Below are 12,670 nucleotides of genomic sequence, written 5' to 3'. Positions count from 1 at the left end.
AGGAGGACACCCATGACCGTCAACGCCGACATCAAGCCCGCCAACAACCGCGAACTCGTGCTGACCCGCGTGCTGAACGCTACGCCTGCTCAGCTCTTCAAGGCCTGGACGACGCCCGAGATCCTGAAGGAGTGGTTCATGCCCAAGCCCTATGAACTGGCGCTTGTCGATATGGAACCGCACGACGGCGGCAAGTTCCGCACCGTCATGACCGGCCCGGATGGTTTCCACATGGATTCGACCGGTGTCTTCCTGAAGGTCGAGAAGGACAAGCGCATCATCACGACCGATGCTTTCGGCCCGGACTGGAAGCCGACCGAAAAGGCCTTTTTCAGCGCCGAAATCCTGTTCGATGATCTCGGCAACGGCCAGACGCGCTACACCGCCATCGCCCGCCACTGGAGCGTTGAGGATTGCGAAACGCACGAAAAGATGGGCTTCCACGAGGGCTGGGGGCAGGTAGCAACGCAGCTGGAAGAGGTGGCGTCGAAGCTTTGAATCCATGGACGGGGCGGGAAACGCCCTGTTTTGTTCGGCGTAGACGGCGTCGTGAACACACTGTTTCCCGAAGGGGCCTTTCAAGCTGCGATATCCGCCCATATGTGAGGAGAAAACCTTTCATCTGGAACCTCTCCATGGAACTTGGCCTCTATACATTCGCCGATGTCGATCCCACCGCAGCCGACAAGGGGCGAGAAGGGGAGCGGCGGTTGAAGAACCTGCTGGAGGAGATTGAGCTTGCCGATCAGGTGGGGCTCGATGTCTTCGGGCTTGGCGAGCACCATCGGCCGGATTATGCCGCTTCTGCCCCAGCGGTCGTGCTGGCCGCGGCCGCCGCGCGGACGAAGACCATTCGGCTGTCCAGTGCGGTGACGGTGCTTTCGTCGGATGATCCGGTTCGTGTCTTCCAGCAGTTTTCGACGGTCGATCTCATCTCCGGCGGCCGCGCGGAAATCATGGCGGGGCGTGGCTCCTTCATCGAATCCTTCCCGCTCTTCGGCTATGCGCTTGATGATTACGATGTGCTGTTCGAGGAAAAGCTCGATCTGCTGCTGGCGCTGAACGAGAGCGAAAAAGTCTCCTGGAACGGCACGATGCGGGCACCGCTGCCGGGGCTCGGCGTCTATCCGCGTCCGGTGCATGGCAGGATGCCGATCTGGATCGCCGTCGGCGGCACGCCGCAATCGGTGGCGCGGGCCGGCGCCTGTGGCCTGCCGCTGGCGCTTGCCATCATCGGCGGCACGCCGTCGCGCTATGCGCCGCTCTTCGATCTCTACCGCGAAGCGGCGCGCCGCGCCGGCCAGGACGAGACGAAGCTGAAGACCAGCATCAATGTGCACGGCTTCATCGCCGATACGACCGAAGCGGCGGCGGATGCCTTCTATGGGCCGCAGGCCGCGGTGATGAACCGGATCGGCGGCGAGCGCGGCTGGGGCCCGACGAGCCGGGCGCAGTTCGATCAGTCGACCGGTCCGACCGGCCACCTCTTTCTCGGCGATCCCGAGACGGTGGCGAGGAAGATCGTTGCGCACCAGAAAGTCTTCAAGAACGATCGCTTCCTGTTGCAGATGGCGATCGGCCTGATGCCGCATGATCAAATTTTGCGCGGAATCGAGCTGTACGGCACCCGCGTCGCACCCTTGGTGCGCGAGATGCTGGCGGAGCAATCGGCCAGTCAGGAGCCTGCTTCCGCCTGACAGCTGCGCGCGAGCGTGATAGGACGCCCGCGAAAGAGAGAAACGATGACCCTGGAAAACGACGACGACCTCAACGGCCTGAAGGCCATCGGCCGGATCTGCGCCAATGTGCTGCAGCACATGCAGACGGCCGTGCGCCCGGGCATGACCACGGCCGAGCTCGATCTGATCGGTCGGCGCATGCTGGAGGCCGCAGGGGCGGTCTCGGCGCCGGAAAGCTGCTACAAGTTTCCGGGCGCGACCTGCATTTCCGTCAATGAGGAAGTCGCGCACGGCATTCCGGGCGACCGGGTGATCCAGGAGGGCGATCTCGTCAATATCGATGTCTCGGCGGTGCTCGACGGTTATTTTGCCGATACGGGCGCGTCCTTCGTCGTCGGGCGTTCGACACCTTCGGTGGAGCGGCTCTGCCGGGATGGCAAGCGGGCGCTCTGGGTCGGTCTCAAGGAAGTGAAGGCCGGCAAGCCGCTGGCGCAGGTCGGCAATGCCATCGGCGAATTCGCCCGCAAGAACCGCTACACTTTGATCGCCAATCTTGCCAGCCACGGCGTCGGCCGCTCGCTGCACGAGGAGCCGACGGAAATCGCCACCTGGCCCGATCCGCAGGAAACGCGCCGCATGACGGACGGTCTCGTCTTCACGGTCGAGCCGTTCCTCTCGCTCGGCGCCAACTGGGCCGAAGGCGGCGACCGGGACGAATGGACGCTCTACAGCGAGCCGAACGCGCCGACGGTGCAGTTCGAGCACACGGTCGTTGCCACGCGCAACGGGCCGCTGGTCGTGACGCTGCCAGGCTAACGCGCGCTCCCCCGAGCCTTCACCGGCGCTGATCCGTCGATCAATTAATCTCGTTTGTCGCGACCATGTTGCAGTGCGATGGTCGCGCCATGATGCAACGCACTCCAGTCCTGTCGCATGAGCCCGTCCGGGCAGCCCTTGCCGGTGCGGTCGCGATGGCCGTCGCCATGGGGCTGGGGCGCTTCTTCTATACGCCGGTTTTGCCGGGCATGATGGCGGGCCTTGGGCTGAATGCCGCTGATGCCGGGATTATCGCTGCCGCCAATTTCGCGGGTTACCTGCTCGGTGCGGTGCTCGCCGCCTATGGCTGGGCGGCCGGGCTCGAGCGGCGTCTTGCGATCGGAGCGCTGGTGTCAACCGTGGTGCTGCTCGTCGCCATGGGGTTGCTTTCCAGCGTCGCGGCGCTGTCCGTCGTTCGGTTTCTCGCCGGCCTTGCCAGCGCCTTCGCTATGATCTTCACCTCCGGCATCGTGCTGTCCATCGGACTGCGCCATGGCGATCCACGTGTTCAGATGGCGCATTTTTCCGGGGTCGGTTTCGGCATCGCGGTTTCGGCGCTGCTGGTCTATGTGCTCTCGCTCGCCGATACGGCGACGCTTGCGACCTGGCGCATCGACTGGCTTGCCGGCGCGGTGCTCGGTGCTGTCGGCCTGATCCTGGTGATGGGGCTCTTGCCGCGCCCGGAAAGCCATGCAGGCGCGCGGCGTGAACCGGCCATCGTCTGGACGCGGCCGCTTGTGGCGTTGACGCTGAGCTACGGCTTGTTCGGCATCGGTTATGTCGTCACCGCCACCTTCATCGTGGCCATCGCCCGTGAAGGTGCCCATAGTCCCTTGCTCGAATGCCTGACCTGGCTGGTGACAGGTGCTTCCGCCGCTGTCTCCGTCATCGCCTGGAAACCGGTGGAGCGCCGCTTCGGCGTGGCGGCGGCCTATCTTGCGGCACTGCTGGTCGAGATGGTTGGCGTGGCCGTCACCGTGACGCTGCCGTTTCCTGCCTCCGCACTGATCGGCGGCGTGCTGCTTGGCCTCACCTTCATCGTCATCACCGCCTATGGCCTGCAGCTCGGCCGAATTCTGGCGAGCGAAAGCCCGCGGCAGGTCCTGGCGCTGATGACGGCGGCCTTCGGCGTCGGGCAGATTCTCGGCCCGCTCGGGGCGGGCTTCCTTGCCGCGCGCACCGGCAGCTATGTCCTGCCCAGCCTCGCCGCCGCCGCTATCCTGCTTTTGGCCGCCGTGATCGTCGTGCTGGGCGGAACGCTTTCCATTAAATCTCGGTAATCCGGGCACTTGGCGATTGTTGCCTTCGGCAAACTCCTCTAGGTTCGGCGCGAACCGGCGGCGCTGCTGCCATCAGAAAACGAAAGTTTCGCGCCTTGTTCCATTCCTTCTTCCCGCAGCCGAAGCTGTTCTTCACCTCCGGCGCCGTATGGACCATCATCTGCATCGCCGTGTGGTACACGGTGGGGCCGCAAATGGGTGCGGCCATCGGCCTGCCGCCGCTCGGGCCCGACGAGAAGGCGCCGATCGGCCTTGCCTACTTCTTTTCGCCCGATAATCTCTGGTTCTATCTCTATTTCACGATCTTCGTGCTGATCTTCGGCTTCGTCTGGAAAGCCATCGCGCGCAACCATCCCTGGGCGAACTGGGCCATCTGGGGTTCGGCCTTCATCATCTTCATCGCCTATTTCTCGGTGCAGGTGTCGGTCGCGCTCAACAACTGGCGTGGCCCGTTCTTCGATCTTTTCCAGGCCGCGCTCTCCAAGCAGGGCAATGTGACGACCGACCAGCTGTTCACCTTGCAGCTGCGCTTCCTTGAAATCGGCATGGTTGGCGTGGTGCTCAATGTGGTCACAGCCTTCTTTACCAACCACTATGTCTTCCGTTGGCGCACCGCCATGAATGACTATTACATGTCGCAATGGTCGAAGCTGCGTCATATCGAAGGCGCCTCGCAGCGTGTGCAGGAAGACACGATGCGCTTCGCCAATATCCTCGAGGGGCTGGGCGTCACCTTCATCAATTCCATCATGACGCTGGTGGTGTTCCTGCCGTTGCTCTTCCGCATGTCGGAATATGTCGGCGACCTGCCGGTCATCGGCGCGGTTCCCCATGCGCTGTTCTGGCTCGCCATCGTCTGGTCGCTGTTCGGTACGGCGCTGCTCGCCATTGCCGGTATCAAGCTGCCCGGCCTGCAATTCCGCAACCAGCGTGTCGAGGCAGCCTATCGTAAGGAACTCGTCTATGGCGAGGACCATGCGGATCGTGCCGATCCCGTCACGGTGAAGGAGCTGTTCGCCAATGTGCGGCGCAATTATTTCCGCATGTACTGGCACTATTGCTACTTCAACGTGGCGCGCTTCGGCTATGGCCAGCTCGACGCCATCTTCCTGAACTTCATCCTCATCCCGACGATTGTGGCCGGCCGCATCACCATGGGCACCTGGCAGCAGATTGCCACCGCCTTCGGCGAGGTCAGCAACTCGTTCCAATATCTCGTGAACTACTGGTCGACGATCATCGAGCTGCTCTCGATCCACAAGCGTCTGAAGGCCTTTGAAGCGGCGATCGACGACAAGCCGCTGCCGGATATCGACGAGCGCTATCTGCAGCGGGCGGCGGATGAAGGCGAGCTAGCGGCCAACGAGCCGTAACGATCTTAAAGGGCGGCTTCGGTCGCCCTTTTTTCTTTGGCGAGAATGTCGAGGGCTTCGGCGTAGCTCACACATGCGACATCGCTCTTGCCGCAGGTTTCCGTGAGGAACGTGTCGAGCGCGCGCCAGTAGGCGCCCGCATTCATCTCCACGAAATGGAAGCCGAGCTGAAGGGGCACGCGTTCGCCGGCATATTGTTTGGCGAAGGCGGCGCGGTAGGCGGCAAGCGTGCTTTCCTCGAAGGCGGCGCTCTTTTCCGGGGCCTCCTTGCCCTTGGAATGGCGGACATAGAGATTGTAGTCCATGGCGATGACCGGGCGCTGCGCGGTGCCCTCCGGAATCAGCGGCAGGCCGAAGCGCTGGATCTCGCCGCTGGCGACCGGCATGGCCGGCCCCTTTGTCACGAGGCTGGCGTCATAGGTGAAGCCGCTCGCTTCCAGCGCCTTGACCAGGCCGCTGCCGGCCGAAAGGTAAGGCGCGCGAAATCCCTTGATCCCCTTCTCGGCAAAATCCTGCCAGCCTGCGGGCTCCCGTTCGCCGACGCCGGCACTTTGCCACGCGGTTTTCAAAGCCTGCTGGAAGAATGTGAACTCGGCCTTCCAATCCTCGGCGCTCCACTTGCCGCCATCGAAATGGCCGCAGGCATGGCTGCCGATGTCGTGGCCTTCCAGTTTTGCGAGCCAGATTTCGCCAAGCCGCAGGACGGTATCCTCCTTGTCGGGCGCGAAGCCGACATTGGAGCGACCGCGCTTTTCATGCGGCGCCTGGTATTGCGCGCGTTCCGATTTGGGGAAGAGGAAAGTGCAGGACAGGAAATAGGTGAAATGCGCGCCGGTGCGCTTGGCCATGGCCCGGCTCTTTTCCCACAGCAGGTTGTCGTGCGCGCCGTCGAAGGAGACGATGACGAGCTGCTTGCGTTTGGCCGGCTCGATCGCGTCGTCCTTGGCGAGAACCGGGTTTGCGGCAAGCACGGCGGCGAGGGGGAGGAGGAGAAATCGAGACAACATGGCTACCCGCGACAATTTGCAAAGGGTCTGTCATCGTTTCGGAATGCGGCAATCCTTTGATGGGCCTCTGATCGGGCTGGAATTGTCGCGCCGTGACGGCTATTCCAATGGAAACGGCCATCGGGCCGGCCTTTATTCAAGGGATATTTCCATGACTTTGCTCATCGTCGGTCTCGTTCTCTTCATCGCCTCGCATCTTCTGCGCCCCTTCGCGCCCGGCCTGCGCAATGCCGCCATCGCCACGCTCGGCAAGCCGGGCTGGATGGCGGTGCATGGCATTCTGTCGTTGCTCAGCCTCGCGCTCATTGCCTACGGTTTCGTCGATGCGCGGGAAAACGGTGGCACGATGCTCTATTCGCCGCCGACCTTCATGGCGCACATCGCGCTGACGCTGATGCTGATCGCCTCGATCTGTCTCGTCGCCGGCTTCCTGCCGGCCGGCCATATCCGCACGAAGCTGAAGTTCCCGATCCTCGTCGCCATCAAGATCTGGGCGCTCGCCCATCTGCTGGCAAACGGCGAGAGCTACTCGGTACTGCTCTTCGTCACGATCCTCGCCTGGGCCGTTATCCTGCGCATCTCGCTGAAGAAGCGCATTGCGGCCGGCGAGACCAAGCTGCCGGTTTTCGTTTCGGCGAAATACGACCTGATCGCCGTCGTCGTCGGTCTCGCGATCTATGCCGTGATCGTGCTCAAGCTGCACGAATTGGTGATCGGCGTCGCTCCACTGCCGTGATCCTCTGCGTTTTCGCGCCTGCCCCCTTACAACGCGGTGAAAATGGGGTAGAAGGCGCGAACTCCAATCGTCAGCAAGAGCCGGGCAGGGAATGGTAAATCAGGACGACAGCTTTATCCGCGAGGTGAACGAGGAACTTCGCTCCGACCAGATGCGTCTGGTCTGGAAGCGTTTCGGCCGCATCCTCATCGGCCTCGCCGTCCTCGTCGTTCTCGGGACGATCGGCAAGGTGAGCTACGAATATTGGCGCGACAGCGAGGCGTCGGCCGCCGGCGACAGTTTCCTTGGCGCGCTGACCCTTGCCCGCGAAGGCAAGAACGAAGAGGCGCTTGCTGCCTTGACCGCGCTCGAAAAGGATGGCTTCGGCTCCTATCCGGTGCTCGCCCGCATGCGTTCGGCCTCGTTGCTCGCAGCAACCGACGCGCAGGGTGCCGTCAACGCGTTCACGGCGATTGCCAAGGACAGCGCAGTGCCGGAAGCGCTGCGTGATGCCGCCCGCCTGCGCGCTGCCTATCTTCTGGTCGATACCGGTACCTACGAGCAGGTCTCTGCGGAAGCCGAACAGCTTGCCACGCCGCAGAGCGCGCTTCGCCACTCCGCTCGCGAGGTTCTGGGCCTCTCCGCCTACAAGCATGAGGACTATGCCCGCGCCAAGGAATGGTTCGAGGCCATCATCAACGACAGCGAGAGCCCGCGCAACGTTGCTAACCGCGCGCAGATGCTGCTTGACCTGATTGCTGCAAGCGGCAAGCTGTCCTCCTAAAGCCGGTCTTTCGCCGGTCACGAAACGGAACACGTCCATGAGCTTCACCGTCGCCATTGTCGGACGCCCGAATGTCGGCAAGTCCACCCTGTTCAACAGGCTCGTGGGCAAGAAGCTTGCGCTTGTCGACGATACGCCCGGCGTGACCCGTGACCGCCGGCCGGGTGAAGCCAAGCTCATCGACCTGAAATTTCACATCATCGACACGGCAGGCCTCGAAGAGGCGGCACCTGAGACGCTGCAGGGCCGCATGCGCGCCCAGACGGAAGCGGCAATCGACGAGGCCGACCTCTCGCTCTTCGTCGTCGATGCCAAGACGGGCCTGACGCCGGTCGATACCGCGCTCGCCGATATGCTGCGCCGCAAAGGCAAGCCCGTGGTGCTCGTCGCCAACAAGTCGGAAGCCAAGGGCTCCGACGGCGGCTTCTATGACGCCTACACGCTCGGCCTGGGCGAACCGACACCGATTTCCGCCGAACACGGCCAGGGCATGCTCGATCTGCGCGACGCCATCGTCGCGGCGATCGGCGAGGAACGCGCCTACCCGGAAGAGGACGAGGCCGTCACCGATATCGACGTGCGTGCCGAACTGGCGGACGCGGCCGAAGAGGACGAGGATTTCGAGCCGGAATATGACGAGACGAAGCCGCTGCGCGTCGCCATCGTCGGCCGTCCGAATGCTGGGAAGTCCACGCTGATCAACCGCTTCCTCGGTGAAGACCGTCTTCTGACCGGCCCGGAAGCCGGCATCACGCGCGATTCAATCTCTGTGGAATGGGATTGGAAAGGTCGCACGATCAAGATGTTCGATACCGCCGGTATGCGCCGCAAGGCAAAGGTGCAGGAGAAGCTGGAAAAGCTCTCCGTCGCCGATGGCCTGCGCGCCATCCGATTTGCCGAGACGGTCGTCATCGTCTTCGACGCGACCATCCCCTTCGAAAAGCAGGATCTTCAGATCGTCGATCTCATACTGCGCGAAGGCCGTGCCGCCGTGCTCGCCTTCAACAAGTGGGACCTGATCGACGACCCGCAGGCCGTGCTGGCCGATCTGCGCGAAAAGACCGAACGCCTGCTGCCGCAGGCGCGCGGCATCCGCGCCGTGCCGGTGTCCGGCCAAACAGGGCGGGGCCTCGACAAGCTGATGCAGTCGGTGATCGATACGGACCGCACCTGGAACCGCCGCATTTCGACCGCCAAGCTCAATCGCTGGCTCGATGCGCAGCAGACGCAGCATCCGCCACCGGCCGTTTCCGGCCGCCGCCTTAAGCTGAAATACATGACGCAGGTGAAGGCCCGTCCGCCGGGCTTCATGGTGTCGTGCACGCGTCCGGAAGCGCTGCCGGAATCCTATATCCGCTACCTCACCAACGGCCTGCGCAACGACTTCAACCTGCCGGGCGTGCCGATCCGCATCCACTTCAAGGCGACGGACAATCCGTTTGCTTCGAAGGCGAAGAAGAAGCGCTGATTTCAGGATCGGGCCGGATGTGTCCGCGAATAGCGCTTGGGGCGAAGCCGAAACGTGCGCGGAACCGCGCCGCAAAGCGCGATTGCGATTCGTAGCCGATTGCCTCCGCGATGCGCAGGATCGATAGGTCGGTGGATTGCAGGAGCTGCATGGCGATCGACATGCGCACATCGATCAGCAAGGACTGAAACGACCATTTCTCCGCCGCCAATTTACGCCGCAGCGTCGCCTCGCTGACGCCGAGAGGGTCGCACAGGCGTGCGCTCGTCCAGTCTTGGGCGGGATCGGCGGAGAGGAGGTCGCGCACGCGGTCGCTGAAGCGGGCCGGCCGTGGCAGCGCGAAGCGCCCGCCGGCGAGATCGAGCCAGAGCAGGAGTTCGCCGAGCCGGTGACGGGCGATCGCATCGGGAATGCCGCCGGGCTCGACGATCGCCTGGGCGCAATCGGCAAAAGCACTGAAAAATCCCGCATGCGGCGACAGGACCGGAAAGGCGCGCGGGAAGGGCTGGCCCTGGCCCGGCTTTCCGGCAAAGGCGGTGACGGTGTCGGGTTCGAAGGCGATCCAGCGCGCTTCATAGGCCCGCTCGCCTTCGGCAACATTCATCACATCGAAGGTCTCACCCTGGGCGAGCGCGATGCAGCCGCCTGCGGGGACGGCCCATTCCTCGTCATTGCTGCGCAGGATCTTCGTGCCGCGCTCGACGAGGATGAGCACCGGGCGATTGATCAGGATATTGGCATAGCGCAGCCGGTTATATTGCACGATGCGGGCCGAAGCGCCGATATCGGGGCGTATGGCGATGTTCATGCGGTCCATTCCCTGCCTCGTCCGAGCCTATCCTTTCGGGACCGGCCCGGACAAGACATTTGCTGTCAGCGCTTACCCTTCGCCGAGATCGTTGCGGTGGCGAGCGCGTTCATATTACTGACGAAGCCGACCATGGCGGGCGTGGCATTGTCCGGCACTGGAAATTTATCGATGCCGAGCGCCTTCACGGTGATCGTATAGTCATGCTCCGGCCCTTCCGGCGGGCAGGCGCCGAGGAAGCCGGGCGCACCCATATCTGTCGGCGTCATGCGCGCGCCGTCGGGCAGTTTCGCCTTGCCATTGCCGGCACCGGCGGCGAGCGAATTCGCATCGGCCGGCAGGTCGATCACCACCCAGTGCCACCAGCCTGAGCCAGTCGGTGCATCCTTGTCATAGACTGTCACGACGAAGCTCTTGGTGCCCGCGGGCGCATTCGACCAGCGGATATCGGGCGAGAGGTTTTTTCCGGTGCAGCCCATGATGTCGGAGAACTGCGCTGGTTGCACCGTGCCGGAGGCGAAGGCCTCGCTGGTGACGGTGAAATCGGCCGCTTGCGCCGTGAGCGGGCAAAGCGAGAGGGTGGCGGCAAGCGCCGCAAGGAGGCGTGACGGGGTCATGGATCTTTCCTGTCGTCGATGAGAGGCAGGGAAAGATTAGGATGGATTTCACCCCGCGTCGGCGCTCAGCCGATCGATTTTGGTGCCGATCCGATCAATCAGCCTTTCGGCAGCTTGTCCTTTGCCACCAGTGCGCCGTGGTGCTGGATGACGGCGGCGGCTACATCGGCGGCGAAGCGGGCGGCGGCCTCCGGGTTATCCTGCACTGCCAGGTGGGCGAGGAATGCTCCGTTGAAACTGTCGCCGGCGCTCGTCGTATCGACGATCGTTTCGACCTCGGCGGAGGGGACATGGCTGCGCGTGTCGCCGAAGACGAGCGTCGCACCCTTGCTGCCATCTTTCACCACCAGCCCGCCGACGCCGAGCCCACGATAGCGGGCAATCGTGTCCTCCAGCGTAGAGTCGCCGAAATGGGTGGTTTCGTCATCCAGGCTCGGCATGACGAGCGTTGCGGCGCGCGCGCCCTCGGTGATCGTCGCACGCATATAATCCACATCGTCCCAGAGGCGGGGGCGGATGTTCGGGTCGAAGACGACGCGTTTTCCGGCAGCCTTTGCGCGGCGCAGTTCCGAAAGCAGCGTCTCGACATCCTCCGCCGGCAGGATCCCCAGCGTTATGCCGGAAAAGACGATGATGTCGGAGGCTTCAATGGCGGCGCGCAGCCGGTCGCCGTCGCGTGCCAGAAGCTTTGCGGCCGAAACGGACCGCCAGTAGGAGAAGCTGCGCTCGCCCTTGTCGAGATGGATCATGTAGAGGCCGGGTGAGCGGCCCTCGATGCCGGCAATGGTTTCAGTGCCGATGCCATGGCCGGCGATGAAGGCACGCATCTCCTCGGAAATCCGGTCGACGCCGATGGCAGAGAAATAGTCAACATGCCAATCGGCCGGAAGATATTGGCGGGCGTAATAGGCGGTGTTGAATGTGTCGCCGGCGAAGCTCTTGCGCATCAGGCCGCCCTCGGCCTGCATCAGTTCCACCATGCACTCGCCGATCGAGAGCAACCGTCCTGCCATATCGAAATTCCTCCCGGTCGAGCATTTCCAGCCGAAGCGGTATCGCTTCGGCGCCGGACGATGCGTTCTAGTTCCGCCGGAAAGAGGAAATACTGTCAAAGAGTTGGCGGGGCAAGCGGATGCCGGCGCTTTCCGCCGCCCGCTGCCGTCTCCTCCTGTCCAGGCCGGGGATATGGACGTTGTAGTCGGTCGAAAGCCGCGCGGCCTGTTCGGACAGCCGAGTGGAAAAATGATCGGCAAAGAGCTGCGGTGAGAGTGCTAAGACGAAGAGCCCTATACCCGGAGAGCTCTCGCCCGCCTGGAAATCCGGAGCATCGAGCGACCAGTTGCCGCCGGTGAGGCCGGCGGCGATCACTTCGACCATGAGGGCGATATTAGCGCCGCGACTGCCGCCGAAGGCGACAAGCGCGCCTTGAATGGCGGCGAAGGGATCCGTCGTCGGTTGCCCGTCCTGATCGATGGCCCAGCTGTCCGGGATGGTGGCGCCACGGGCGGCCGCATCGCGCACATTGACCAGCGCCGTGGCGCTCGACGACTGGTCTATCAGCAAGATGTCGTCTCCCACGAGTGGTGCGGCAAAGGCGAGCGGATTGGTGCCGTAAACCGGAGTGCGGCTGCCTGCACCGGCCAGCACGGCATGGCTGTTGGTCGCGGCGATCGCGACAAGACCGTCGCTAGCAAGGCTTGCGGCATACCAGCCAAGCTCACCCGTCGTATAGCTGTTGCAGATGGTGAAGACCGCGATACCGAAGGTTTTCGCCTTGGAGACCAGCTCTTCCCGCGCAACGGAAAAGCCGTGCTGGGCGACACCGCCCATCGCGTCACATTTCAAGATGGCCGGCACCGGCGAGGTGAGGAGCGGTTCGGCCTTCCCGGCGATTCGTCCGTCGACGAGGCTTCTGAGATAATCGGCCAGGTGCGCAAACCCGACGGTCGGCTTGCCAGCCGTTTCCGCCTCGACGGTTGCGTGTGCCAGCGCCATCGCGGCTGGTTCGGCCATACCGACGCGCGTCAGCGCCGTCTTCGCCAGTGCGATCGCTTCGCTTATGGAAAGGATGACGTCATCGGCCATGCTATCAACCTTCTCTATGGAATTTGCCGGCATCATTC

Annotated in this window: 13 protein-coding genes; 8 read left to right on the top strand and 5 right to left on the bottom strand. The window is 63.3% G+C overall.

The genetic code is table 11. The features are described 5' to 3' along the window. The first annotated feature begins 12 nt into the window (after positions 1 to 12). The 5 genes from D0Y60_RS03960 (at position 13) to sbmA (ending at position 5,148) form a co-directional block, all read left to right on the top strand. Positions 13 to 498 (top strand): SRPBCC family protein, encoded by a 486-nt coding sequence (locus tag D0Y60_RS03960; protein ID WP_117366915.1) that lies wholly within the window; start codon positions 13 to 15, stop codon positions 496 to 498. Positions 499 to 635: 137 nt separating this feature from the next. Continuing rightward, positions 636 to 1,697 (top strand): LLM class flavin-dependent oxidoreductase, encoded by a 1,062-nt coding sequence (locus tag D0Y60_RS03955; protein ID WP_117366913.1) that lies wholly within the window; start codon positions 636 to 638, stop codon positions 1,695 to 1,697. Between the two features lie 45 nt (positions 1,698 to 1,742). After that, positions 1,743 to 2,495: a type I methionyl aminopeptidase gene (gene map, locus D0Y60_RS03950; RefSeq protein ID WP_117366911.1), complete on the top strand. Its 753-nt coding sequence runs from the start codon at positions 1,743 to 1,745 to the stop codon at positions 2,493 to 2,495. An 89-nt stretch (positions 2,496 to 2,584) separates the two neighbouring features. Then, positions 2,585 to 3,775, top strand: a complete 1,191-nt coding sequence (locus D0Y60_RS03945) for a YbfB/YjiJ family MFS transporter (protein ID WP_245409077.1) — start codon at positions 2,585 to 2,587, stop codon at positions 3,773 to 3,775. A 95-nt stretch (positions 3,776 to 3,870) separates the two neighbouring features. Next, complete coding sequence (gene sbmA / locus D0Y60_RS03940; RefSeq protein WP_117366907.1) at positions 3,871 to 5,148, top strand: peptide antibiotic transporter SbmA; 1,278 nt, start codon at positions 3,871 to 3,873, stop codon at positions 5,146 to 5,148. A gap of 5 nt (positions 5,149 to 5,153) precedes the next feature. Here sbmA and D0Y60_RS03935 read toward each other — a convergent pair whose 3' ends face one another. Continuing rightward, on the bottom strand, positions 5,154 to 6,155 hold the full coding sequence (locus D0Y60_RS03935; RefSeq protein ID WP_117366905.1) for a polysaccharide deacetylase: 1,002 nt from the start codon (positions 6,153 to 6,155) through the stop codon (positions 5,154 to 5,156). A 151-nt stretch (positions 6,156 to 6,306) separates the two neighbouring features. On the opposite strand from D0Y60_RS03935, the gene D0Y60_RS03930 reads away from it, so the two are divergent. The 3 genes from D0Y60_RS03930 to der all read left to right on the top strand — a co-directional run bounded on the left by D0Y60_RS03930 (position 6,307) and on the right by der (position 9,122). Beyond that, on the top strand, positions 6,307 to 6,891 hold the full coding sequence (locus D0Y60_RS03930) for an NnrU family protein (protein ID WP_117367092.1): 585 nt from the start codon (positions 6,307 to 6,309) through the stop codon (positions 6,889 to 6,891). A gap of 91 nt (positions 6,892 to 6,982) precedes the next feature. Then, positions 6,983 to 7,654, top strand: coding sequence for a tetratricopeptide repeat protein (locus tag D0Y60_RS03925; protein WP_117366903.1), 672 nt, complete (start codon positions 6,983 to 6,985; stop codon positions 7,652 to 7,654). Positions 7,655 to 7,691: 37 nt separating this feature from the next. Then, positions 7,692 to 9,122: a ribosome biogenesis GTPase Der gene (der, locus tag D0Y60_RS03920; RefSeq protein WP_117366901.1), complete on the top strand. Its 1,431-nt coding sequence runs from the start codon at positions 7,692 to 7,694 to the stop codon at positions 9,120 to 9,122. On the opposite strand, the gene D0Y60_RS03915 is transcribed toward der, so the two are convergent. From D0Y60_RS03915 to D0Y60_RS03900, 4 genes are all read right to left on the bottom strand, one after another. Next, positions 9,073 to 9,930, bottom strand: a complete 858-nt coding sequence (locus D0Y60_RS03915) for an AraC family transcriptional regulator (RefSeq protein WP_158565398.1) — start codon at positions 9,928 to 9,930, stop codon at positions 9,073 to 9,075. The two genes, der and D0Y60_RS03915, sit on opposite strands and share 50 nt — an antisense overlap. Positions 9,931 to 9,995: 65 nt before the next feature. Then, positions 9,996 to 10,547 (bottom strand): YbhB/YbcL family Raf kinase inhibitor-like protein, encoded by a 552-nt coding sequence (locus tag D0Y60_RS03910; protein ID WP_117366897.1) that lies wholly within the window; start codon positions 10,545 to 10,547, stop codon positions 9,996 to 9,998. A 98-nt stretch (positions 10,548 to 10,645) separates the two neighbouring features. After that, positions 10,646 to 11,560, bottom strand: coding sequence for a sugar kinase (locus D0Y60_RS03905; protein WP_117366895.1), 915 nt, complete (start codon positions 11,558 to 11,560; stop codon positions 10,646 to 10,648). 67 nt (positions 11,561 to 11,627) lie between these two features. Then, on the bottom strand, positions 11,628 to 12,632 hold the full coding sequence (locus D0Y60_RS03900; RefSeq protein ID WP_117366893.1) for an Ldh family oxidoreductase: 1,005 nt from the start codon (positions 12,630 to 12,632) through the stop codon (positions 11,628 to 11,630). Positions 12,633 to 12,670: the final 38 nt, after the last annotated feature.

This window comes from Shinella sp. WSJ-2 (genome assembly GCF_003432075.1).
Classification (GTDB): Bacteria; Pseudomonadota; Alphaproteobacteria; order Rhizobiales; family Rhizobiaceae; genus Shinella.
The sequence above is the reverse complement of the archived record's forward strand: the minus strand, read 5'-3'. Positions and strand labels throughout refer to the sequence as shown.

Excerpts from the sequence above, each read along its gene's own strand:
- D0Y60_RS03945 (WP_245409077.1), top strand. The coding sequence starts at position 2,585 with ATGATGCAACGCACTCCAGTCCTGTCGCATGAGCCCGTCCGGGCAGCC.
- D0Y60_RS03900 (WP_117366893.1), bottom strand. The coding sequence starts at position 12,632 with ATGGCCGATGACGTCATCCTTTCCATAAGCGAAGCGATCGCACTGGCG.
- D0Y60_RS03930 (WP_117367092.1), top strand. The coding sequence starts at position 6,307 with ATGACTTTGCTCATCGTCGGTCTCGTTCTCTTCATCGCCTCGCATCTT.
- D0Y60_RS03960 (WP_117366915.1), top strand. The coding sequence starts at position 13 with ATGACCGTCAACGCCGACATCAAGCCCGCCAACAACCGCGAACTCGTG.
- map (WP_117366911.1), top strand. The coding sequence starts at position 1,743 with ATGACCCTGGAAAACGACGACGACCTCAACGGCCTGAAGGCCATCGGC.
- der (WP_117366901.1), top strand. The coding sequence starts at position 7,692 with ATGAGCTTCACCGTCGCCATTGTCGGACGCCCGAATGTCGGCAAGTCC.
- D0Y60_RS03905 (WP_117366895.1), bottom strand. The coding sequence starts at position 11,560 with ATGGCAGGACGGTTGCTCTCGATCGGCGAGTGCATGGTGGAACTGATG.
- D0Y60_RS03915 (WP_158565398.1), bottom strand. The coding sequence starts at position 9,930 with ATGAACATCGCCATACGCCCCGATATCGGCGCTTCGGCCCGCATCGTG.
- D0Y60_RS03910 (WP_117366897.1), bottom strand. The coding sequence starts at position 10,547 with ATGACCCCGTCACGCCTCCTTGCGGCGCTTGCCGCCACCCTCTCGCTT.
- D0Y60_RS03935 (WP_117366905.1), bottom strand. The coding sequence starts at position 6,155 with ATGTTGTCTCGATTTCTCCTCCTCCCCCTCGCCGCCGTGCTTGCCGCA.
- D0Y60_RS03925 (WP_117366903.1), top strand. The coding sequence starts at position 6,983 with ATGGTAAATCAGGACGACAGCTTTATCCGCGAGGTGAACGAGGAACTT.
- D0Y60_RS03955 (WP_117366913.1), top strand. The coding sequence starts at position 636 with ATGGAACTTGGCCTCTATACATTCGCCGATGTCGATCCCACCGCAGCC.